The organism is Pseudomonas sp. Eqa60 (assembly GCF_018326405.1).
Classification (GTDB): Bacteria; Pseudomonadota; Gammaproteobacteria; order Pseudomonadales; family Pseudomonadaceae; genus Aquipseudomonas; species Aquipseudomonas protegens.
This window is the reverse complement of sequence record NZ_AP024342.1, coordinates 3579709-3602718: the sequence shown is the minus strand read 5'-3', so window position 1 is coordinate 3602718 and position 23010 is coordinate 3579709. Positions and strand designations below refer to the sequence as shown.

Here is a 23010-nt window from a genome sequence, read left to right as displayed (position 1 = left end):
GAAGCCTGTTTTCTGGCCCATTCAATAGTGCATTTCGCCAGCGTAAAGTTAAGGCGCCGGCGAAATGTACCGGGCGTTTCTTGAACTCGGGTGTTTTATTCATGAAATATTCTTCCTGCGTTACCTGGCAATGCGTTATTGCCGAACTGGCAAGGTAGGGCAGTGCCGGGTAGTTGTACGCTTCATGAACCAACTGCAATGGCAATGTCACTGCATTGTTATTTGCGCCCAATACCTTGGGGGCAGCGTTATATATCGCGCTGCAACCATAAGGACTCAATAACCCATGCCCAGTCTTACACGCAGGAAGCTCTTGCAAGCGGCCGCCATCGGTACTTTCTTTTCCTCATTGCCGGCATCCATCCGCCAGGCCCTGGCGATACCGGCGAACAACCGGACCGGGACCATCAAGGACGTCGAGCACGTGGTGATCCTGATGCAGGAAAACCGTTCGTTCGACCACTACTTCGGCACCTTTCCCGGGGTACGCGGCTTCAGTGACCGCTTCACCATCCCCCAGACCGGTCAACGGGAAGTGTGGGAGCAACAGGGCAAGGGCCGGCTGGTGATGCCTTATCACCTGGACAGCAGCAAGGGCAACGCCCAGCGCGTCAGCGGCACCCCGCATTCCTGGGCGGACGCCCACTCGGCCTGGGGCGAGGGGCGTATCAGCGCCTGGCCGACCTACAAGACCAATACCTCCATGGGCTACTACCGCGAGCAGGAACTGCCTTTCCAGTTCGCCCTGGCCAACACCTTCACCCTGTGTGACGCCTACCACTGCTCGGTGCACGCCGGCACCAACCCCAACCGGCTGTTCCTCTGGACTGGCAGCAATGGCGCGAGCGCAGCCAAGGTGGCGGCGGTGGTCAACGAATGGGACGGCCCGGGGCCGGTGAATGTCGGCTACAGCTGGAAGACCTACCCCGAGCGCCTGGAAGAGCAGGGCGTGAGCTGGAAGGTGTACCAGCACCTGCCGGACAACTTCGGCGACAACCCGCTGGCGGGGTTCCGGCAGTACCGGGCCGCCAGCGTGCAGGTCGGCAACCCGGCCCAGCCGCCGAAGGATTTCAATGCCTTCGTGCCCTACAGCGACGGGCTCAACGCCGTGGCGCCGCTGTACAAGGGCAATGGCAACACCCTGCCGGCCAGCAGCGGCAGCAACCTGGAGACCATCATTGGCGGGTTTCGCAACGACGTGCAGGCCGGCAAGCTGCCCCAGGTCAGCTGGATTGTCGCGCCGGCAGCCTATTCCGAGCATCCCGGGCCTTCGAGCCCGGTGCAGGGCGGCTGGTTCACCCAGGAAATTCTCCTGGCCTTGACCAGCAACCCCGAGGTCTGGAGCAAGACGGTACTGCTGGTGACCTACGATGAAAACGACGGCTTCTTCGACCATATGCCGTCGCCCTCGGCGCCTTCGCGGCGCAAGGACGGCAGCTTTGCCGGCAAGTCCACCCTGGGTTTCGACAGCGAACTGTTCACCCACCCGGCCCCGGCGGGCTCGACCCAGCAACCCTTGCCCGATGGCGGCGTATACGGGCCGGGGCCGCGAGTGCCGATGCTGGTGCTGTCGCCCTGGAGCCGTGGTGGCTGGGTCAACTCGCAAGTGTTCGACCATACCTCGGTGCTGCAATTTCTCGAGAAACGCTTTGGCGTGCGAGAGCCGAACATCAGCGCCTGGCGGCGAGCAGTCTGCGGCGACCTGACCTCGGCGTTCAACTTTGCCGACCCCAACCATGAAACCCTTCCCGCGCTGCAGACCACTACCCGCCAGGCCGCCGACAGCCTGCGCCAGCGCCAGGAGAAACTGCTGCCGGTACCGCTGCCCTCGGCCGGCCAGCAACTGGCGCCGCAGCAGCAGCGCCTGGCCCGGCCTTCCCGGGCCTTGCCCTATCGGCTGCATGTGGACAGCCAGGCCGATCCCAAGGCTCGCACCTTGTCGCTGAGCCTGCAGAACACTGGGGAGCAAGGGGCGGTATTGCATGTCTACGATGGCCTGCACCTGAGCGAGATTCCCCGCCGCTATACCGTGGAAGCCGGCAAGGCCCTGCAGGACAGCTGGCCGGTGGTGGAGCGCTATCAGCTCTGGGTCCTGGGCCCCAACGGGTTTCACCGCAGTTTCCACGGCGACCTGAAAACCCTGCAGCCCGAACTGCTGGTGACCACCAGCAACAGCCAGTTGCAACTGACCCTGAGCAATCCGGGGGAACACGGGGTGGTCATCAGTATCGATCGCTGCCCCTACACCCAGCAGGGCCCATGGACCTTGGCGGTACCGGCCCGGGGCGAGGTGCGCCAGGTGTTTGCCTGCGAGGGCAGTGGCGGCTGGTACGACCTGACGCTGCGCAGCGACGGCGGCTGGCTGCGCCGGATCGCCGGGCGCCTGGAAACCGGAGCACACAGCATCAGCGACCCCTTGATGGGCCGGGCATGAAGACCTTGGCAAAAACGGGGGCGCTTTCGAAGTGAAACCGGAAGCCGGGCTGGATAACGACAAGAGCAACTAATACCCGGAAGGTAGAAGTTGTAGAGGAGGGCAGGATAGATAGGGTGCTTAGTTGTTTGCTTTAAATAACGGATCACCCCTTCGGGTGATCCGTTAACAGCATCGCTTACTTGGGCATGGCCCAGGACTGCAAGGTATAACCGTCCTGGCTCAGTTCGGCGCGGGCCTGTTTGAGCAGGTCTTCCAGCTGGGCTGGATCGGAGTAGGCACTGCTGGGAATCTGGGTGTGGCCAATACGGGTGCTGGTGCGGTCGATGACGGTCAGGCTGAGTTCGCCATTACCGTCCTGTGGAGCCCAGGCCACGCATTGAAAAGGCTGGAATGCGCGGTCGGCGATCAAAAGTGCTTCGTTGATACGGAGCGGGGCGTTCATGGGGTCTTCTCTCTGTGTGCCCAATCAAATGATGTGCCGTCGGTTGGGCTTACCGTTCGGCTGGTCATTTGTACTGATGCACCGAGGTAGCACTCGGGTCACACTGAAAAACAAGTTTTTACAACTTTCGTGCATAGGCCTTGTGGCCGGGCCCTTAGTTGCGGGGGCTGGATAAAACAACTGCGACAATCAGTCGCTCGTGAACAGCTTGGAGTCCCACGTTAGTTCCTTTGGTAATCAGCGCTATAAGCAATTGATACATTCCACCGTCAAGTTCTTGCTAATGTTACAGCCAGGTTTTCCAAATCACTGTTTCTAATAACTTTTCCATACCCTGGCGCCAAGGAACAGTCATGCTCGAAGCCCCTGTGCAGCGCCGTTTGCTGGTGGTCGATCCCTGTGACGATTGCCATCGCCTGTTACCCGGTTTGCGCACCATTGGCTGGGATGTCGACAGCTGTGACCTGGAGTCCGCCCGCGAACGCTCCTGCGATGTCGGCCTGCTGCGCCTGCAGCCTTTTCACCTGGAGCGCCCGGAGGCGGTCAAGGACCTGATCAGCCGCAGCGGCACCGAGTGGATCGCAGTATTGAGCCAGGAAGTGCTGCGCCTGCAGAAGGTCGGGGATTTCGTCTGCGAGTGGTTTTTCGACTTCCACACCCTGCCGTTCGACGTGTCGCGGGTCCAGGTGACCCTCGGCCGGGCGTTCGGCATGGCGCGCCTGCGGGGCCAGGGCTCGATCCATGTGGACCAGCCCGAGCATGAGTTGCTGGGCAATAGCCGGCCGATCCGCGACTTGCGCAAGCTGCTGGGCAAACTGGCGCCCACCGAGTCGCCCGTGCTGATCCGAGGCGAAAGCGGCACCGGCAAGGAGCTGGTGGCGCGTACCCTGCATCGTCAGTCCCAGCGCCACGACAAACCCTTTGTCGCCATCAATTGCGGGGCGATTCCCGAACACCTGATCCAGTCCGAACTGTTCGGGCACGAGAAGGGCGCCTTTACCGGCGCCCATCAACGCAAGGTCGGGCGCATCGAGGCGGCCCATGGCGGCACCTTGTTTCTTGACGAGATCGGCGACCTGCCGCTGGAACTGCAGGCCAATCTGCTGCGCTTCCTGCAGGAAAAGCACATCGAACGGGTAGGGGGCAGCCAGCCGATTCCGGTGGATGTGCGGGTTCTGGCGGCCACCCACGTCGATCTGGAAGCGGCCATTACCAGCGGGCGCTTCCGTGAGGACCTCTACTACCGCCTGAATGTGCTGCAAGTGATCACCGCGCCGTTGCGCGAGCGCCATGGCGACCTGGGCATGCTGGCCAGCCATTTTGCCCACTTCTATAGCCAGGAAACCGGGCGCCGGCCCCGCAGTTTCAGCGAGGATGCCCTGGTGGCCATGGGCAAGCATGATTGGCCGGGCAATGTCCGCGAACTGGCCAACCGGGTGCGTCGCGGCCTGGTGCTGGCCGAGGGGCGGCAGATCCAGGCCAGCGACCTGGGCCTGCTCAGCCTGCAGGCCCAGGACCTGCCCATGGGCACCCTCGAAGACTACAAGCACCGCGCCGAGCGCCAGGCCCTGTGCGACGTGTTGAACCGGCACAGCGACAACCTCAGCGTGGCGGCGCGGGTCCTGGGGATCTCGCGCCCGACCTTCTACCGTTTGCTGCACAAGCACCAGATCCGCTAGGGCGGAGAGAAACGCCAAGGCCCGCTGCGATTGGGGAATCGCAGCGGGCCTTGGCGTCTTTGCCGGTGGGTCAGAAGTAGTAGGGGAATTTCAGGCTGAAGGTGAAGGCCGGAGCATCCTCGGTCATGCCGATGGACAGGTTGGGTACGATGGTCAGGTTGTCGGAGGCGGCAATCGTCATGCCGACGTTGAAGTAGCCGGCGTTGGCATCGCTGGAGACCACCGACTGCCAGTCGCCACCGTCCTGCTTGAGCTTGCTTTTACGCTGCACCAGGTCGGAAACCGAGAAGGACATACTCATCTTCTCGTTGAGCGCAAAGGCGACACCGGCGCCGATCTGGAAGCTGTCGCCCAGGCGCACCTTGCCGGGGGTCTTGCTGCCCACTGTCGAGCTGATGTCATCGAAGGACTCTTCCAGGTTGTGGGTATAGGCCAGAGTCCCGAACAGCACGGCCGGATCGAAGGTCTTGACCAGGGAGATCCCGGGGGTGACCGACCAGACGCCGTTACCGGTGGGCAGGCTTTCAGGCACATAGAGGTTGTTGTTGGCAGAGGACTGCACCAGCTTGATGCCGAATGGGTCCTTGCCGGTAGGGGCTTTGACGCGCAAGGTTGCCACCGCGTCGGGCCAGAACTCGGACTCGTCGAGGAACTTGTAGGCCACGCCGAAGTTCACGTCCCCAATGTCGGGTCGCGGGTGACCGACTCTTCGGTGGTCTGGGTGCCTGAGCCGCCGCCACCGCCGGATTGGAAGGTGGATTCGCGATAGACCACGGGTGCGTTGATATCGAATTGCCAGCGGTTGTTGAGGTTGTAGCGCGCGGTCAGGTCGAGGGTCCAGGTATCGGACTTGATCCGGTCCAGGTTGATGTTGCCGAGAAAGATCGAATCCAGCGCCAGGAAGCCGTTGACTGTCAGTTGGCGGGCATCGTAGCGGGCATAGGTCAAGCCGGTCTCGACGCTGAACTTGCCGCCGCCAAAGAAACCACTGGCCTCGTCGTAGAGGTTGCTGACGCTTTGTGCCGGTTCCGAATCATCCTTGAGGGACTGGCCATAGGAAGCGCCTCCTGCAGCGCCTCCGGAAGCGGCACCGGCTCCAGTACCGGCGACCTGTTGATTGCCTTTCAGGTCAGCAGGTGATTTGGCCAGGCGCTTGGGAGGCGGAGCCGCCGGTTGATCCTCCACTTGGCGAACCCGTTGTTCCAGCACCGCGAGGGCCTTCTGCTGCACTTCGTAACGTTGCTTGAGTTCCAGAAGCTCTCGTTTCAGGGTCTCTACATCGGCGTCCGGCGCCGCTTGTACCAGCGCCGCCGGGAATAGAGTGCTTAAACAGACTATTGCGCGCAGTGAAACCGATCGATACATGAAATAAACCGTCCCTTGTGAACCCCAATGGTCGAGAATCAGCGTAGTTCAAGATCAGAATTTGCGTAGAGCGTTGAGCGTACTCAAATTACAGTCCAAAGCACCGGTGCTGGGACCGTTGTTCCTGAGCACCACATTGAGCTGTGTCATGTTGTTCACCAGGTTGCTGTTACCCATCAACTGGGTGTTCTGCAGCAAATTGCCCTGGGCCACTTGCTGCAAGGCATTGCCCTGGTTGCCGCTGGCCTGAATGGCCATTTGGATGCCACCGTTGAGGGCCGACACCGCCACACTGCCGGCGGCGTTGCTGCCGGTGATGGTCTGGCCGCTGATCAATGCCTGCCCCACGCCGGCCGCCAGTGCCGGCGCCTGATTGGCTTCTGTGACATTGATATTGATGTTGTTGTAGGCCGAGTTGCCGTCGCCGGCGGCCCTTACGCTCTGGGTTACGCCCTGGCCGCTGGCCAGCCCTGCGCCGCCGATCACGTTGCCGGTCCCGGGCGGGGGCGTAGTGCCATTGCCGGCCTGGCTGATGGTGGAGACGTAGAATTGCGGTTTGATCGTGGCTTGCTGGATCTGCAGCGAAGTGGACGCGCCGATCAGGTCACCGCTGGCGTTGCGCCAGGTACTGCTCATGACAATGCCGAAGCTGATGATCCGCCCCGGCATGACGTAACGGCCCCGCAACTGCGACAGTTCCTGATCCTGGATGAGTTCGGGCTTGAAACCAGCATGTGCTGGAAGAGCTGCTGCCAGGCAGGCGGCGGCCAGCCAGTATGAAGTCTTCATCTGCTTGCTGCTCCCGGAGCATCCTGCCCCTTTATAGTGTTTGCGCTTCTAGAAGAAGTCGCTCTGGATGAAGCCGAAGTCCATCAAGTCCGCGTCCCTGACCGGGTAGAAGTTATCGAGCTTGTTCTTCGCGGTCAGTGGGGCTGGCGGGTCGAGCAAGGCGTTGGCCTTGTCGTAGCCAGGGCCGATGATGGCGAACACGATACCGTTCCAGCCTTTGACGAAGTCATCATGGGTGTAGCGCTTGTGGCCCAGCACTGGATCACCGATATAGACCCAGCCTTTCTGCGCCCGCTGCATCACCACGAAGTGCTTGTAGCCGCGAATCTCCATCAGTACCACCACCGGGATGGTCACCGCCTCGAGCTTGTCTGGCGGAATCCGGTAGCCCCGGGCGCGCATGCCGATGCTTTCCACGTAGCGCTTCATGTCGAGCATGGAGAACCCCTGGGTACGCACCAGGCCCTGATCCGAATTGACCAGCATGCCCTTGATGACGTGCTCCTCATCGACATCAAGCCAGTAGGCTTGACGCAGAATGGTCGCCAGTGCGGCGGCACCGCAGCTGAAGTCGGTCTTCTGTTCGACGATGTCGCTGAACTTGCGCTCGCGCACGCTCTGCACCTGTTTGAAGATCAGGTTGCCACCGGGCAGGCCGGCCACCGCCATCTGTGCGGCCTGGACGGGGGCGCAGAGGCACAGCAGGAGAGAGAGGATCGCAGTACGCATGATCGTTACGCCTTGGTCGGACTGTGGAAAAGCCCCGTTTCCGGGGCTTTCGTTACGATCGCGATTACATGCAGGCTTTGCAGCCAGCGGCGATGGACAGCGAGTTGCTTTGTTGGTTGCCCACACCGGCCGAGACGTTGGCGCCGCCGTTGCCGGAGAAGCCGTTCATCGAGTTGGTCATGCTGGCGTTGTTGACCACTGGGTTTTTCCAGCCGTCTTTGGTCAGCACTTGCTGGGTCCAGTAGCCAGCCAGTTCGATGGTGCCTTGTTCTTTGAAGGTGAATTTTTGATCGTCGTTGCCGTGGCCTTTGTTGTCGCCATAGCCATGGCCGCTGCCATGATCGTCGCCACCTTCGATTTTGCCGCTGCCGGTGCCTTTGTAGGTGCCAGAGGCTACGAAGCCGCCAGTGAGGGTGTCTTTTTTGTAGGCCTGGACACCTTTGTTGTCTACGACCAGGTTGGTCGATTGCTGGTTGGCCGAAGCAGCGGCAGTGGCTACGCGGCCACCGGAAACGGCAATGGCCAGGTTGTTTTTCTGTTGGTTGAAGTCGCCGGCGGTCACGTTGATGCCGATGTTGCCGGAACCGTTGTTGCCGGAGTTGTTGAGCACGGCGTTGTTCTGAGTCGAGGAGTTTTTCACGTAGTTGTTGTTGTTGACCTGGGTGGCGCTGGAAGCGGCCACGGCACTGCCGAAGATGAAGCTTTCGTCAGCGGTTGCCAGGGCAGCGGCATTGTCTTGTTGGTTGCCGTCGCCGGCGGCGACGTTGGCACCCATGTTGCCGTTGGAGTTGTTCAGGGAGTTGTCGGCCTTGGCGTTGTTGTTGGTGCCCTGGTTTTTCACTACGTTGGTGTTGCTGTTCTGCACATCGATGACTGCGGCACCGGCTCCAGCGGTGATTTGCAGCAGAGTGCTGAGGTCCGGACCTTGATCGTGATCGCCATGGCCGTTGCCATGACCGCCGTTGTTACCATGATCGTTACCACCTGCCTGAGCAGCCATTGCCATGACGGCGGCCAGTGCGAAAACCAGTGGTTTGAGAGCCATTGTAGGTTTCATGGTGTTTCTCCGGTGCTTATTAGTTGGTTAAGTGTTGGTACTTTCTAATTGCACTACGAGGGGTCAATCTGCGACCCGGATGCTCAGGGTGTTAGCCATTCGGTTCCCCACCCCGGCACTCTGGTTCACCTGAATCACTCCACGGCTGCCGGTGAAGGCCTGGTCGCTGGTAACGACCTGGCGGCTGCCTTGTTGAGTGCCAGTTGCTCCTGAGTCTGGTAACAGCGCCACGTTCTGTTGCGACAGGGCGCTGTCGTCAATGCTTTGCGGATTGGCACTGATGCTGATCCGCAGGGCATTGGCCATCTGGTTGTTGGCCCCGGCCGACTGGTTCACGCCCAGTGCGCCGTTGCCGTTGCTGAAAGAGTCGCCGCCGATGGTGCTGCTGGCGTTGACCGCGCGGCTGGCGGCGGTGGTGATCTTCTGGGTCACGCTGGTGGTTGCTGTGGCGTTGGTGCCGATGGCAATGGCCCGTACGTTGGTCTGTTGCTGCTGGTCGCCGGCGGCCTGGTTGACGTTGAAGTTGCCGGTATAGCCTGCGCCGGAGTTCTGGATGTTCGAGGTAGCGGTGACTGGGCTGGCCGAGTCGGCCATGGCCCCGGTGCAGGTCAGCAAGGCGAGGAACAGCAGGGAGCGACTCATGTTATTGCCCTCCAATGTTGCTCAAGGGAGCCATGCCGGAGCTGATGCTGCGGTTGATCGAGTTGGAGATGCTGGCGCCCGCACCGCCGCCATGGCCGGCGGACATGCCGGGCAGGCCGTTGTTGTTGGTCAGCACATTCATGCCGGGTACACCGGCGCTGCCGGACAGCACCGTGCCGCGGACCAGCGCTCCGGTCTTGATTCCGGCAAAGTCGCCATCGCTCATTTCATTACTGGTCATCTGATTGACCAGGACCGACGGGTTGGTGTTGACCTCGACGGGGTTGGGATCTTTTTGCAAAGGTGCGCGGCCGATGGGCTGCGCCTGGACGGTGCGCTGGATGATGATTTCGCCATTCCCCGCAGCGATCACCGGAAGGCTGTACACCGCGCTGACGGCGCAGCCGATCAGCAGTAGGCGGGTGAAACTTTTATTCAGCGTCCCCACGGCGGTATTCCTTCTTCTCAGTGCTGGCCCTAGCCGGCGTTGCGAGGAAGAGAGCAGAAGCCGTGCCGCTTTTTGTTTCTTTTTAAGATTCAACGGCTTGCGAACGCTGCGGGGCGTCGGCTTTCGGGACTGTTTCAGGGATGAGACACCTACCCCCGACGGCCATTGGCCATAACCGGGGCAACGCTCTGGAACAGGGGTTGCTGCGGGGGTGTATCAGGGGCTTAACAGTTTGCCCGGCCGTGGGCGCCACCGCGGAAAATGGCGGCCTGATGGCCGGGCAGGTGTTTCAGGGATGGACACTTGTGGCCCTGCGGCACTGCACCGATCACGCTTGCAGCAGTTGCCGGACCTGCTCGAAGGCCTGTTGCCGGCGGGCTTGCCAGTCGCCGCCAATGATGCGGTACGGCTGGCGGTGTTGCTCCAGCCAATGGCGGGTAGCCTCGAAGAACGCCAGGCGTTCTGCCAGTTGTGGCTGGCAGCGCTGGCCATCGTCGCTCCAGGCCACATCTTCCGGCGACAGCAGCAGGTGCAGGTCGTAGTGGCGGGCCAGCAGTTGGGGTTCCAGCCACGGCGGGCAGTCGCCGAACAGGGTCTGGCTCCAGAGTTGGTTGCTTAACAGGTGGGTATCGAGAATCAGCAGTCCAGGTTGCTGGGCGCGGGCCTGATCTTCCCAGGCGAGCTGGCCCCGGGCGATCTCGGGAATGTCCGCCAGGCAGGTGTCGCGGCCCTGTTGCTCGATGAAGTGGCGCACGTATTCGCCCACCTGGATGCCACCGAAGTGGGCTTGCAGCTCGCTCGCCAGCCAGCTCTTGCCGCTGGATTCGGGGCCGGTCAGTACCAGGACCTTCACGACTGCAGGGCCGGGTCGGCGCGCCAGGCTCGCCAGCCCTGGACGGCCAGCAGGGTGAAAAGGGCATACAGCGCCGCCGTCAGGTAGAGCTCCTTGTAGACGAACAGCCCGACGAAAATCACGTCCACGGCAATCCACAGCGGCCAGCATTGCACGCGCTTCTGCGCCATCCACCACTGCGCCACCAGGCTGAAGGCGGTCAAGGCGGCGTCCAGCCAGGGCTGCGCGGCGTCGGTCCAGTGGGCCATGGCAGCCCCCAGCAGCAGGCTGCCCATTGCGCCCAGGGCCAGCCCCTGTAGCAGTCCGCTGGACTGCAACTGGCTGACCGGCCGCCCCTGGTGCTGTTCGCCGCCCCGGGTCCACTGCCACCAGCCATAGAGCTGCAGCACCGCGTAGACCACCTGCAGGAGCATGTCGGAATAGAGCTTGACCTCGTAGAAGATCCAGCTGTACAGCAGCACCATGACCAGGCCGATGGGCCAGCACCAGGGGTTCTGTTTGACCGTCAGCCAGACGGCGATCACGCCGAGGGCGGCGGCAAACAGTTCAAGCCCGGACATGGCGGTTCCTTGGGGAAATGGAGGAGGGGGGCGATTGTACCCAGAGTCGGCCCTGGGCGTCAGTCCGGGGCCTTGGGTTCAGCGAGGGGTCAGACGCGGAACTGGCGCAACAGGCCGTTGAGCTGCTCCGACAGCTCCTTGAGGTGGCGGCTGGCGGCGCTGGAGTGCTGGGCCGCCAGGGCCGTGCCCTGGGACAGGCCGGCTGCCTGGCCGACGTTGTGGTTGATGTCTTCCACCACATGGGCCTGTTCCAGGGTGGCGCTGGCAATCGTCGCGTTCAGGCCGTTGAGGTTGCGCAGTGCCTGGCCGATGGCGTTGAGGCTGGCGCCGGCCAGCCCGGCCTGCTCGATGGTCAGTTGCGAGGCTCGGCTGCTATCGCCGATGACCTTGACCGCCGCTTCGGAGTGGTTTTGCAGGCGCTCGATCATGCCCTGGATTTCCGCGGTGGACTGCTGGGTACGCTGGGCCAGCAGGCGCACTTCGTCGGCCACCACGGCAAAGCCGCGCCCTTGCTCCCCAGCCCGGGCCGCCTCGATGGCAGCGTTCAGGGCCAGCAGGTTGGTCTGTTCGGCAATCGAGCGGATCACCTCCAGCACCGTGCCGATCTGGGTGCTTTCCGCCGCCAGGGTGCGGATCACTTCCACCGCCTGGTCGATGGTCATAGAAAGCTGGTCGATCTGCTGCAAGCTGCCGTCGATGTTGACCTGGCCCTGCTGGGCCTGGGCCTCGGCCTCGCGCACCTCGGAGGCGGCGTGCTCGGCGTTGCGGGCTACATCCTGGACTGCGCTGGTGACCTGGCTGATAGCGGCCGCCACCTGCTCCATCTGTTGGGATTGCTGCTGGCTGCGCTCCTGGGCGTCGTTGGCGTTGCTACCCAGTTCGCTGGAGGACTGTTCCAGGGCTGCGGCGCTGGATTGCAGCTGCATCACCACACCGCGCAACTTGGCGGTAAAGCCGTTGAAGTGCCGGGCCAGTTCGGTGACCTCGTCCTGGCCGTGGGTGTCGAGGCTGCGGGTCAGGTCGCTTTCGCCGCTGGCGATGTTGGCCATGGCGTGCACCGTTTCGCGCAGCGGGCTGACAATGCTGCGCACGATCAGCACCACCAGGGCGGCCATCAGCAGGGCAATCACCAGGCCGATGGAGGAGGCGCGCAGTACCTGGGCGTAGAACTCGTCCTGCAGGTCGTCGATATAGACTCCGGAGCCGATGATCCAGCCCCAGGGCTGGAACAGCTGGATGTAGGAGGTCTTCTGGACCGGTTGCTCGGCGCCGGGCTTGGGCCAGCGGTAGTCCACCATGCCGCCGCCCTTGGCCTTGGCCAGGGTCACCATCTCGTTGAACACCTCGAAACCGTCCGGGTCCTTGACCGCGGCCAGGTTCTGCCCGTCGAGCTTGGGGTTGGCCGGGTGCATGATCATCACCGGCGTCAGGTCGTTGATCCAGAAGTAGTCATTCTGGTTGTAGCGCAGCCCGCGAATCACCTGCAGCGCCTGCTTCTGCGCCTGCTCGCGGGTCAGGCTGCCGGCGGCTTCCAGGCCCTGGTAGTAATTCAGTACGCCGGCGGCGGTCTGCACCACGTGCTGGGTCTTCTGCGCCTTGGCCAGGTACAGGTCCCCATGAATCTGCTTGAGCATCATCACGCCCAGGGTCACCAGGGTCAGCACCGCCACGATCAGGATCAGCCACAGGCGCTGACTGATGGACATCTTGCGTAAGCTATTCATCATCCGGTCACTCCAGATTCTTGTTCTTGTCATAAAAGGCCCGGAGCATCCAAGCACGCTGGCCTTCCAACGCCAACCCTACGGAAGTCCAATAACATCGCGGCGTGTTTTGCGCCTGTCTGTTAGGATTTCGGCGCCTTTGCCGAAAACCTGAACCTTTCTGAACTTTTCACATAATTTTCATGGGCTTGTGTTGATCTTACGAGCGCCGATTTCTCGGCTACGCTCGACGCAGCAAATGCTTTGACCAATTAAAAAGAGGCATGCCACGAGCATCGCCTCATGGGGGAATTGATGGATCTTTGGACCGCCGCACAGGCATTGATACTCGGGATTGTCGAAGGCCTGACCGAGTTTTTACCCATCAGCAGCACCGGACACCAGATCATTGTGGCCGACTTGCTCGACTTTGGCGGCGAGCGGGCGATGGCCTTCAACATCATTATCCAGTTGGGGGCGATCCTTGCGGTTGTCTGGGAATTTCGCCGCAAGATCCTCGATGTGGTGATCGGCCTGCCGACCCAGCCCAAGGCCCAGCGCTTCACGATCAACCTGTTGATCGCCTTCCTGCCGGCGGTGGTGCTGGGGGTGATCTTCGCCGACCTGATCCATGCCTACCTGTTCAACCCCATTACCGTGGCCACGGCCCTGGTGGTCGGCGGCCTCATCATGCTGTGGGCCGAGCGCCGGCAGCACCAGGTGCATGCCGAGACAGTGGACGACATCACCTGGAAGGACGCGCTCAAGGTCGGCTGCGCCCAGTGCCTGGCGATGATCCCGGGCACCTCGCGCTCGGGCTCCACCATCATCGGCGGTCTGCTGTTCGGCCTGTCGCGCAAGACCGCCACCGAGTTTTCGTTCTTCCTGGCCATGCCCACCATGGTCGGCGCCGCGGTGTATTCAGGCTACAAGTACCGCCATCTGTTCCAGCCCGATGACTTCCCGGTGTTCGCCATCGGCTTCGTCACCGCCTTTGTCTTCGCCATGATCGCGGTCAAGGGCCTGCTGAAGTTCATCGCCAGCCACAGCTACGCGGCCTTCGCCTGGTATCGCATTGCCTTCGGCCTGTTGATCCTGGCGACCTGGCAGTTCGGCTGGGTCGACTGGACGGCGGCCAAGCCATGAGTACGGCCCGGCGCCCGGCGCCCTCGGCCAGTGCCGCGCGGCTCCAGCATCCCAGGGCCAAGCTGCTGGCGTTCGTCCTGCTTTGCGGGTTGCCGCTGTTCGGTTCGCTGTCGCTGTGGTGGAAGGGGATTTCGCTCATTCCCCTGATCGCCTATGGCGCGGTCAGCCTGCTGGCCTTCCTGGTCTACTGGCACGACAAGCGCCGGGCCCAGGCCGAGGGCCGGCGCACCCCGGAGAACGTCCTGCATGCCCTGGAACTGGCCGGTGGCTGGCCCGGGGCCTTGCTGGCCCAGCAGCTGTTGCGCCACAAGACCCGCAAGGTCTCCTATCAGTTGGTGTTCTGGCTGATCGTGGCCTTGCACCAGGTGTTCTGGATCGACCGGCTGTTTCTGGAAAGCAGCCTGCTGAGCCTGTTCTAGAGCAGCAAACCCACCTGAACCCGCTTGGGCAGCTTGCTCACCACCAACTGGTGAGAGCGCTGCAGCAGCGCCTCTAGCTCCGAGGCGCCCAGGGGGTAGGGGGTGTTCATGATGATCCAGTGCGCCCGGGCCAGGTAGGGCGCCGGCGCAATGCCCGGGCGGTCGACATGGCCGAGAAACAGCTCCTGATCGACCTTGAAGGCCAGCGAGTCGCCCCGCAGGTGCTGCACGGCGAACATCTTGTTGCCGGCAATCGAGAACACCCGCACACCGCCCCACTTGTAGTCTTCCCGCGCACCCGGCAGGCCCAGGCAGAATTGCGCCACTTGCTCTTCATTCAAGGTTCGGGCTTTCACAGCAGTCGTTCTCCGCAGCGTTCGAAGGATTCACTCAGGTGCTCGATCCAGGCGCGCACGGCCGGCATCACACCCCGGCGGTGAGGATACACGGCCTGCAGCCAGCCGCCGGGCAATGACCATTGCGGCAGCATCTGCACCAACTGGCCGCTGGCCAGTTCCTCCTCGCAATACAGCATGGGCAGCACAGTGCAGCCCTGGCCAGCGAGGGCACAGGCACGGCGCACGATGAAGTCGTCGATGCCCAGGCGTGCCTCCAGGGCCAGGTCGCAGGCCTGGCCTTGCTGGTCCAGCAGGCGCAGGTGCACCAGGCGGTCGGCCTCCAGGGCGCCGAGAATCGGCACGCGCCGCAGGTCTTCCGGATGCTCCACCGGGTATTGCCGGAGGAAGTCTGGGGTCGCCACGATCGCCGTCTGGGCCCGGCGCAGGCGCCGGGTCACCAGCAGCGGGTCTTCGTCGCCCAGCTCGCGCACCCGCAGGGCGACGTCCACACCCTCGTTGATCAGGTCGACACGGCGGTTGAGCAGGAGCATTTCCAGCTGCACCTGGGGGTACTTCTCCAGAAAGCTGCTGACCAGCGGTGTCAGCAGTTCGTGGGCCAGGCCCACCGGGCTCGACACCCGCAGGCGCCCGCGGGGTTCGCTGGCCATGCTGGCCACGGCTTCGTCGGCCATCTCCGCTTCCAGCAGCATGGCCTGGCAGTGACGCAGGTAACGCTCGCCCACGGCAGTCAGGCTCAGTTGCCGGGTGGTGCGTTGCAGCAGCCGGGCGTTGAGGCGTTCTTCAAGCTCGGCGATACGCCGTGACAGCCGCGATTTGGGAATGCCCAGCAGGCGTCCGGCGGCGGCGAAGCCACCGGCTTCCACCACCTTGGCGAAGTAATAGAGGTCGTTGAGGTCTTGCATGATGGTTTTTCGCTCGACTGTCCTGCTGGTGGGACGAACTATCGCATTTATGCCGGCTAATCAGCTATTGGTTTCATCTGTAGGATTGCCCACATCCGATCGCCCAGTGGCGGTCCTCACTTGGAGATCCCAGATGAAACTCTTGCATATCGATTCCAGCATTCTTGGTGACAACTCGGCCTCCCGTCAGCTCAGCCACAGCGTGGTCGAGGCCTGGAAAGCCGCTCATCCGGCCACCGTGGTGACCTACCGCGACCTGGCCAATGACGCCATCAGCCACTTCTCCGCCGCCACCCTGGTGGCTGCCGGTACCGCCGCGGAGCTGCGTGACGCCGCGCAGAAGCATGAGGCCCTGCTCAGCGCTCAGGCCCTGGCCGAATTCAAGGCTGCCGATACCGTAGTAGTCGCCGCGCCGATGTACAACTTCACCATTCCCACCCAACTCAAGGCCTGGATCGACCGCATCGCCGTGGCTGGCGAGACCTTTCGCTACACCGAAGCCGGCCCGCAAGGCCTGTGCGGCGGCAAGAAAGTGATTGTGGTGTCCACTTCCGGCGGCCTGCACGTGGGCCAGGCCACTGGCGTGGCTCACGAGGACTACCTGAAAGTGCTGTTCGGCTTCTTCGGCATCACCGATGTCGAATTCGTTCGCGCCCATGGCCTGGCCTACGGCGAGGAAGTACGCAGCAAAGCCATGAGCGACGCCCAGGCGCAGATCAGCCAGCAACTCTTCGCTGCCGCGTAAGGCTTGTGTAAAGAGCCTTTGCTGCACGGCAAGGGCCACTAAACTCTGTATTCTGCTCACCGCATGAAGTGGGCAGGGTGCGGAGTTTTTTTATTGTGGTGTTCAGGGTTTCTGGCCCGGGTTATGCAATACACGGAGCAAGGCTCCCGGCTTGTGCATCCCTGGCTACGGCGTGGTACAGCTGCAAGGCCTTGGCGGCAAGGGATGGCAGGGGAGAACGGCTTTCTCGATCCGGCGGCAAAGGTGGGCGTGCGATGAAACGTCTTTGTGCAATGTTACTGATCTGCCTGCTCAGCAGCCTGCTTTCGGTGCAGGCCGCCCCTGGGCCGCATCCGCACTGGAGCGTGGGCTTTCACGAGATGAGTTTTCTCGACCCCCTGGACCGGCAACCGATGCGCGCCATCGCCTTCTACCCATCCACCGGTATCGAGCACGGCAGCCAGCTTGAGGGCTATCAGATCGCGGCTTCGCGGGATGCCAAGATCGCCATCGGCCGCTTCCCGATGCTGATGCTGTCCCACGGTAACACTGGCACCCCTCTGGCCCTGCATGACCTGGCCACCTCTCTGGCACGCAAGGGCTTTGTCGTGGTGGCGGTGATTCACCCCGGCGACAACTCCAAGGACCACAGCCGTCTGGGTACCCTGAGCAATCTGTACGGACGGCCGATCCAGATTTCCGAAGCCATCACCGCAACCCTCGGCGACCCGATGCTGTCGCCCTTCGTCAATGCCGACCAGGTGGGGGTGATCGGCTATTCCGCCGGTGGCGAGACTGCGTTGATTCTCTCCGGCGCCACGCCGGACCTGGACCGCTTGCGGCGCTACTGCCAGGAGCGCCCCAATGACCGGGATGCCTGCAACACCCAGGGCGAACTGATCGTCGACCGCGACGACCTGCAACCGGTGGCCGACCCCCGGGTGCATGCCTTGATGCTGCTGGCCCCCCTGAGCCTCAAGTTCGGCCGCCAGACCCTGGCCGGGGTGCATGTGCCGGTGCTGCTCTACAGTGGTGATGGCGACCAGTTGGTGGCGCTGGACAAGAACGCCGCGGCCCTGGCGCGCAAACTGCCGGTGGCCCCGGACTTCAAGCTGCTGGCCGGCGCCGGGCATTTCGTGTTCATGGCGCCTTGTTCCGCACAGCAGATGGCCGCGATGCCGGCGCTGTGCACCGATGCCGACGGCGTCGACCGTGAAGACATCCACCGCAACCTGATTCTCGAAGCCGGCAACTTCTTCGCCCATACCCTGGGCCGGCCAAGCCGGGCCGGGATGCAGACCGCCGATCAATGACTCAGGCGCCGGCCCGGCGCTTGAGCATCAGGGTCAGGCCCAGGCCGGTCAGCGAGAGCAGGGCGGCGCAGAAGAAAATCCACGAATACCCCAGGTTCAACGCCACCGCGCCCATCAACGGCCCGGCGATGGCCAGTGCCAGGTCGAAAAACACCGCATAGGCGCTCAAACCTGCGCCACGGCTGCTGTTGGGCACTTGCTTGATGGCCTCCACTCCCAGGGCCGGGTACACCAGCGACAGGCCGAAGCCGGTCAACCCGGCCCCCACCAGGGCCCAGCCGGTGGAGGGCGCCAGCCACAGCAGGGCCAGGCCCAGGGTTTCCACGCACATGCAGGCGATGGCCGAACGAAAGCCGCCGAAACGGCTGATGCAGGAGATGAACAGCAGGCGCGAAAAGATAAAGCACACGCCGAACACCGTCAGGCAATAGGCCGCGCCGGTCCAGCCGCGGCTGAGGTAGAACAAGGTGATGAAGGTGGTCAGGGTGCCGTAGCCGATGGAGGCCAGGCTCAGGCTGGCGCCAAAGGGCGCAATGCGCCCGAACACGGCCCAGAACGGCAGGCGCTCGCCGCGAATCACCGGCACCGAAGGCTTGTTGCGGATCAGCAGCAACGCCAGGATCGCCAGGCTCGACAAGGCGATGCCGAGGCTGACGAAACCGTATTGCTGGACCATCAGCACCCCCAACGGTGCACCAATGGCGATAGCGCCGTAGGAGGCAATGCCATTCCAGGAGATAGACCGCGCGGTGTGCTCCGCGCCGACCTGGCCCATGCACCAACTGATGGTGCCGACCCCGATCAGGCCCTGGGCCACCCCCAGCAGCAGGCGCCCGCCCAGCAGCACGGCGAGGCTCAGCAGTGGCCACTGGACGAGCAGCACCGAAACCAGGGTCAGCACCCCGCTGAGCAGAATCCCCAGCAAGCCGTAGATGATCGAACGCTTGGTGCCCACGGTGTCCGACATGCGCCCGGCCATGGGCCGGCTGAGCAGGGTGGCCAGGTATTGCGCGCCAATGGTCAGCCCGGCGACCACCGCGCTGAAGCCCAGCTGTTCGTGGACATAACCTGGCAACACCGCGATCGGCAGGCCGATGCAAAGGAAGGCGATAAAGGTATAGAAGACGATGGAGACGATCTGCAGGGTGATCGCCATGGAGCTTTGAGCGGGCGTTTGTGGCTCGGGCATGAAGGCTCGTTCGCGGGCGGCGGTTAGAGGCCTGCATCATCGCGTGCCGTGAACATAAAAGAAAGCAGGCTAACTATCTATTCCCCGCACCCGGTAGGTGCTGGCAGGAGCGGTGCAAGTCTTGCGGGCCTGTTCGCCGGCAAGCCGGCTCCTACAGAGGCCTGTGGGTTCGTGCAGGAACTGGCTTGCCAGCGAAGGCGTCCGCCGGGTGATGCAAGGCTGGCGGGCCTTTTCGTCGGCAAGCCGGCACCTGCGAGCGAAGGGGGCATACAAAAAAGCCCCGTCACACTGGACGGGGCTTTTTTGTTGTCGCTTACCGCTTGCCGCTGTCTTTAGAACATCACGCCCTGGCTGCGCAGGTAGTCGTCGTAGGTGCCGCTGAAGTCGGTCACGCCGCTTGGGCTCAACTCGATGATGCGGGTGGCCAGGGACGATACGAACTCACGGTCGTGGCTGACGAAGATCAGGGTGCCCGGGTAGTTTTCCAGGGCCAGGTTCAGCGCCTCGATGGATTCCATGTCCAGGTGGTTGGTCGGTTCGTCCATCACCAGCACGTTGGGCTTTTGCAGGATCAGCTTGCCGAACAGCATGCGGCCTTGCTCACCACCGGAAATCACCTTCACCGACTTGAGGATCTCGTCGTTGGAGAACAGCATCCGGCCCAGGGTGCCGCGGATCATCTGTTCGCCCTGGGTCCACTGGCCCATCCAGTCGAACAGGCTGACGTCGTCTTCGAAGTCATGGGCGTGGTCCTGGGCGTAGTAGCCCAGCTCCGCGCTTTCGGTCCACTTCACTGTGCCGGCGTCCGGGGTCAGCTCGCCCACCAGGGTGCGCAGCAGAGTGGTCTTGCCGATGCCGTTGGGGCCGATGATCGCTACGCGCTCGCCGGCCTCGACGGTGAAGCTGAAGTTCTGGAACAGGGTCTTGCCGTCGAAACCCTTGGACATGCGCTCCAGGGTCACCGCCTGGCGGTGCAGTTTCTTGGTCTGTTCGAAGCGGATGAACGGGCTGACGCGGCTCGACGGCTTGACTTCGGCCAGCTGGATCTTGTCGATCTGCTTGGCCCGGGACGTGGCCTGCTTGGCTTTCGAGGCGTTGGCCGAGAAGCGGCTGACGAAGGTCTGCAGTTCGGCGATCTGCGCTTTCTTCTTGGCGTTGTCCGACAGCAGCTGCTCGCGGGACTGGGTCGCGGCGATCATGTATTCGTCGTAGTTGCCCGGGAACAGGCGCAGCTCGCCGTAGTCCAGGTCGGCCATGTGGGTGCAGACACTGTTGAGGAAGTGCCGGTCGTGGGAAATGATGATCATGGTGCTGTTACGCGCCGTGAGGATGTTTTCCAGCCAGCGGATGGTGTTGATGTCCAGGTGGTTGGTCGGTTCATCCAGCAGCAGCACTTCCGGATCGGAGAACAGCGCCTGGGCCAGCAGAACTCGCAGTTTCCAGCCTGGCGCGACTTCGGTCATCGGGCCGAAATGCTGTTCCAGGGGAATGCCCAGGCCCAGCAGCAGCTCACCGGCGCGGGACTCGGCGGTGTAGCCGTCCATCTCGGCGAATTCGGTTTCCAGCTCGGCCACGGCCATGCCGTCTTCTTCGGTCATTTCCGGCAGCGAGTAGATGCGATCGCGCTCGGCCTTGACCTTCCACAGCTCCTCGTGGCCCATGATCACGGTGTCGATCACGGTGAATTCTTCGTAGGCGAACTGGTCCTGGCGCAGCTTGCCCAGGCGCACGTTCGGTTCCAGCATGACCTGGCCGCCGGACGGCTCGAGGTCGCCACCGAGGATTTTCATGAAGGTCGACTTGCCGCAACCGTTGGCGCCGATCAGACCGTAGCGGTTGCCGCCGTTGAACTTGACCGAAACGTTCTCGAACAGCGGCTTGGCGCCGAACTGCATGGTGATGTTAGCTGTGGAGATCAATTACTTACCTACCAATGTTTTAGCGCCGACCTTAAATCCACAGGGCGCGATCTGGAGCCTTCCAGGTCGGACCGGTATGGGTGTGGAACTGAGCCAGCGGGCGTACGTCGAGCGCAACATTCCGGCCAAGAGGCCAGGTTGCTGAGCGAAGAGTGCGGGGTGCATGTTGAAATTTGCGCGCATTGTCGCATATGTAAACGAGCAGTTGTATGACACAGGGGCAGGGATTTTAGCGCGGGCAGCCGATGCTCAACCCCTGCCGGGCATGGCAGCCGCTTCCAGCAGGTCGTTCAGGAAGTGCTGCAATTGCGCCGCTGCCGCGGCCGGCGCGGCCTGGAGCAGGCAGTGGGGCGCCTCGATCTCCACCAGCCGGGCGTCGCTGCGCAGTTGCCGGACCAGGGCCGAAGCCGATGGGGGCACCAAGCGATCCTGGCGGGCCCGCAGGTACAGCAGCGGCACCCGGCTGGCAGCCAGGGCCTGGCGTACATCCACGGCGATCACCGCCTGCAACCGGGCCTGCAGTACCTGCGGCGCCACTTGGGCGATCGCCGCCGCCAGTGCCTGACGCAGTGCCGGGGTGGAAAAGCCGCCCAGCAGCAGGGCATCCATGGGCCAGAACGGCAGGCGCTGCACCGGCAGTACCTTGAGCAGGGGCTGCAAAGGCGCAAGGCGCGGGCGCGGATTGCGCACAAAGCTGCTGCACAGCACCAAGCCCATCAGCCCTTCGGGATTGCGGGCGGCCACGCTCACCGCCACCGGGCCGGAAAAGGACTCGCCCAGCAGGATGAATCGCCGGTTCGTTGGGAGTTGCGCCATCACCCGCTCCACCAGGGCCGGGTAGCCCAGGGGCTGATCGCCGGGATAATGCAAGACCTGTACCGGCCAATGCTGGCCAAAGGCCTGGAGCAGCGGCTCGAACAGGGTGCCGGTGCCATCCATGCCCGGCAGCAGCACCAGGGTTGGCGGGAGATTGGGGTCGATCAAGTCGGGAATCCTTGCCGAAGAGGAGAGGGCAGCGGCGCGCAGGATACCTCGGCAAGGCCCGGCAACACAGTCGCTTGCGGGTCGCTACCGGCACCGAGCGGCTTTTGTTGAGCTGAATCAACAGCCGGCGCAATACCCGCATCTTTCAACGAAAGGAGCGCAGCTTTTAACAAATATGAGTTAACCATTGGTTACAAACTGTGGCTAAAATGCCAGCCGACGGCCAGATGCCGAGGGTCGAACCTGCGACGAAGAGTGTCGCCGGTTACGCTTTTTTCAACTCAGACGCTGCAATTTGCCTTTGGCCTTCCGGGCTTTCAGAGGCGCAGCATGTTCTCTTCTGACGTGTGACGATTTCCGTGAAACTCATCATTGCCGCTGTATACGTTTTATCCATTGCGTACGTACACCTGCGGGGGCGCGTGCGCCATAAACTGGGCCGCCAGCTCAGTGATCACTCGACCTTCCTGGCGCCCATCAACTGCTTCCTCTATCTGTTCTCCAAGTACCCCAACCGGCCGTACCTGGACCCGGCCGACTTCCCGGAGATGAACAAGCTGCAGGAACACTGGGAAGAGATCCGTGCCGAAGGCCAGAGCCTGCTGCAGGCCGGCGAGATCAAGCGCTCGGACCAGTACAACGATGTGGGTTTCAACTCCTTCTTCAAGACCGGCTGGAAACGCTTCTACCTGAAGTGGTACGGCGACAGCCATCCTTCGGCGATGAAGCTGTGCCCACGCACCACCGAGCTGGTGCAGAGTATCGGTTCGATCAAGGCTGCGATGTTCGCCGAGCTGCCGCCTGGTTCGCGCCTGGTTCGTCACCGCGACCCTTATGCCGGTTCCTATCGCTACCACCTGGGTCTTTCCACGCCGAACAACGAAGGCTGCTTCATCGAGGTCGACGGTGAGCGTTATCACTGGCGCGACGGCGAAGCGGTGATGTTCGACGAGACCTACATTCACTACGCGGAAAACACCACCGAGCAGAACCGCATCATTCTGTTCTGCGATGTCGAGCGGCCGATGAAGTACCGCTGGGCCGCTGCGTTCAATGGCTGGTTCAGCCGTACCGTGATGTCCGCCGCCGGCGCGCCCAACGATGCCGGCGACAAGACCGGTGGCCTGAACCGTGCCTTCAACAAGCTGTACAAGATCCGCTTGCGGGGCAAAGAACTGAAAAAGCGCAACCGCGCGCGCTACTACCTGGAAAAGTGGGCGATCTTCGCTGCACTGCTGTTGCTGTTCATCTACATCTGACGTTGCTCCCCCGCGGTGTAGGAGTGGGCTTGCCGGCGAACGCATCCTTGAGCCAGAGGCATGGCCAAAGGGCCCGTTCGCAGGCCAGCCAG

Annotated in this window: 21 protein-coding genes and 1 pseudogene; 7 read left to right on the top strand and 15 right to left on the bottom strand. The window is 62.7% G+C overall.

Annotated elements, in window-relative coordinates:
* The first annotated feature begins 286 nt into the window (after window positions 1-286).
* On the top strand, window positions 287-2434 hold the full coding sequence (locus KI242_RS16405; protein ID WP_011061413.1) for a phospholipase C, phosphocholine-specific: 2148 nt from the start codon (window positions 287-289) through the stop codon (window positions 2432-2434).
* A gap of 178 nt (window positions 2435-2612) precedes the next feature.
* On the opposite strand, the gene KI242_RS16400 is transcribed toward KI242_RS16405, so the two are convergent.
* Window positions 2613-2879: a hypothetical protein gene (locus KI242_RS16400; protein ID WP_015635695.1), complete on the bottom strand. Its 267-nt coding sequence runs from the start codon at window positions 2877-2879 to the stop codon at window positions 2613-2615.
* Window positions 2880-3232: 353 nt separating this feature from the next.
* On the opposite strand from KI242_RS16400, the gene KI242_RS16395 reads away from it, so the two are divergent.
* Entirely contained in the window at window positions 3233-4558 is a 1326-nt protein-coding gene (locus tag KI242_RS16395; RefSeq protein ID WP_011061411.1) for a sigma-54 dependent transcriptional regulator, read from the top strand.
* A gap of 70 nt (window positions 4559-4628) precedes the next feature.
* Here the strand turns inward: KI242_RS16395 and KI242_RS16390 are convergent.
* The 9 genes and pseudogenes from KI242_RS16390 to KI242_RS16350 all read right to left on the bottom strand — a co-directional run bounded on the left by KI242_RS16390 (window position 4629) and on the right by KI242_RS16350 (window position 12725).
* Window positions 4629-5923, bottom strand: a pseudogene (locus KI242_RS16390) (hypothetical protein).
* 54 nt (window positions 5924-5977) lie between these two features.
* The gene (locus tag KI242_RS16385; protein WP_011061409.1) at window positions 5978-6712 is read right to left on the bottom strand and encodes a hypothetical protein; all 735 of its coding nucleotides are present in this window, start codon (window positions 6710-6712) and stop codon (window positions 5978-5980) included.
* Window positions 6713-6760: 48 nt separating this feature from the next.
* Window positions 6761-7441, bottom strand: coding sequence for a C39 family peptidase (locus tag KI242_RS16380; protein ID WP_011061408.1), 681 nt, complete (start codon window positions 7439-7441; stop codon window positions 6761-6763).
* Between the two features lie 64 nt (window positions 7442-7505).
* On the bottom strand, window positions 7506-8498 hold the full coding sequence (locus tag KI242_RS16375; protein WP_212805344.1) for a heme utilization protein: 993 nt from the start codon (window positions 8496-8498) through the stop codon (window positions 7506-7508).
* Between the two features lie 63 nt (window positions 8499-8561).
* A complete protein-coding gene (locus KI242_RS16370; protein ID WP_053158655.1) occupies window positions 8562-9140 on the bottom strand; it encodes a hypothetical protein in 579 nt (192 codons plus the stop codon).
* A gap of 1 nt (window position 9141) precedes the next feature.
* Window positions 9142-9588 (bottom strand): hypothetical protein, encoded by a 447-nt coding sequence (locus KI242_RS16365; protein ID WP_019093951.1) that lies wholly within the window; start codon window positions 9586-9588, stop codon window positions 9142-9144.
* Window positions 9589-9916: 328 nt separating this feature from the next.
* A complete protein-coding gene (locus KI242_RS16360) occupies window positions 9917-10441 on the bottom strand; it encodes an AAA family ATPase (protein ID WP_041752268.1) in 525 nt (174 codons plus the stop codon).
* Entirely contained in the window at window positions 10438-11001 is a 564-nt protein-coding gene (pnuC, locus tag KI242_RS16355) for a nicotinamide riboside transporter PnuC (RefSeq protein ID WP_011061403.1), read from the bottom strand. The genes KI242_RS16360 and pnuC overlap by 4 nt, the downstream gene beginning before the upstream one ends.
* Before the next feature lie 89 nt (window positions 11002-11090).
* Window positions 11091-12725, bottom strand: a complete 1635-nt coding sequence (locus KI242_RS16350) for a methyl-accepting chemotaxis protein (protein WP_212805343.1) — start codon at window positions 12723-12725, stop codon at window positions 11091-11093.
* A gap of 294 nt (window positions 12726-13019) precedes the next feature.
* Between KI242_RS16350 and KI242_RS16345 the strand changes: the two genes are divergently transcribed.
* Entirely contained in the window at window positions 13020-13850 is an 831-nt protein-coding gene (locus KI242_RS16345) for an undecaprenyl-diphosphate phosphatase (RefSeq protein WP_011061401.1), read from the top strand.
* Window positions 13847-14269, top strand: a complete 423-nt coding sequence (locus tag KI242_RS16340) for a DUF1294 domain-containing protein (protein ID WP_065364105.1) — start codon at window positions 13847-13849, stop codon at window positions 14267-14269. Before KI242_RS16345 ends, KI242_RS16340 begins: the two co-directional genes overlap by 4 nt.
* Here KI242_RS16340 and KI242_RS16335 read toward each other — a convergent pair.
* Both KI242_RS16335 and KI242_RS16330 read right to left on the bottom strand, forming a co-directional pair.
* Entirely contained in the window at window positions 14266-14610 is a 345-nt protein-coding gene (locus KI242_RS16335; protein WP_169891849.1) for an MmcQ/YjbR family DNA-binding protein, read from the bottom strand. The two genes, KI242_RS16340 and KI242_RS16335, sit on opposite strands and share 4 nt — an antisense overlap.
* Before the next feature lie 11 nt (window positions 14611-14621).
* Window positions 14622-15530, bottom strand: a complete 909-nt coding sequence (locus KI242_RS16330; RefSeq protein WP_011061398.1) for a LysR substrate-binding domain-containing protein — start codon at window positions 15528-15530, stop codon at window positions 14622-14624.
* 133 nt (window positions 15531-15663) lie between these two features.
* Here KI242_RS16330 and KI242_RS16325 point away from each other — a divergent pair, with 133 nt between their 5' ends.
* Window positions 15664-16275 carry an FMN-dependent NADH-azoreductase gene (locus tag KI242_RS16325; protein WP_053151749.1) on the top strand — a complete coding sequence of 204 codons (612 nt, stop codon included), beginning with the start codon at window positions 15664-15666 and terminating at the stop codon, window positions 16273-16275.
* A gap of 254 nt (window positions 16276-16529) precedes the next feature.
* Complete coding sequence (locus KI242_RS16320) at window positions 16530-17567, top strand: dienelactone hydrolase (protein WP_011061396.1); 1038 nt, start codon at window positions 16530-16532, stop codon at window positions 17565-17567.
* A 1-nt stretch (window position 17568) separates the two neighbouring features.
* On the opposite strand, the gene KI242_RS16315 is transcribed toward KI242_RS16320, so the two are convergent.
* The 3 genes from KI242_RS16315 to KI242_RS16305 all read right to left on the bottom strand — a co-directional run bounded on the left by KI242_RS16315 (window position 17569) and on the right by KI242_RS16305 (window position 21659).
* Window positions 17569-18756 carry an MFS transporter gene (locus KI242_RS16315; protein WP_053158648.1) on the bottom strand — a complete coding sequence of 396 codons (1188 nt, stop codon included), beginning with the start codon at window positions 18754-18756 and terminating at the stop codon, window positions 17569-17571.
* A gap of 332 nt (window positions 18757-19088) precedes the next feature.
* Entirely contained in the window at window positions 19089-20675 is a 1587-nt protein-coding gene (locus KI242_RS16310; RefSeq protein WP_011061394.1) for an ABC-F family ATPase, read from the bottom strand.
* Between the two features lie 249 nt (window positions 20676-20924).
* Window positions 20925-21659 (bottom strand): alpha/beta hydrolase, encoded by a 735-nt coding sequence (locus KI242_RS16305; protein ID WP_183000218.1) that lies wholly within the window; start codon window positions 21657-21659, stop codon window positions 20925-20927.
* A gap of 359 nt (window positions 21660-22018) precedes the next feature.
* On the opposite strand from KI242_RS16305, the gene lpxO reads away from it, so the two are divergent.
* The gene (lpxO, locus tag KI242_RS16300) at window positions 22019-22918 is read left to right on the top strand and encodes a lipid A hydroxylase LpxO (protein WP_077934160.1); all 900 of its coding nucleotides are present in this window, start codon (window positions 22019-22021) and stop codon (window positions 22916-22918) included.
* Window positions 22919-23010 lie beyond the last annotated feature (92 nt).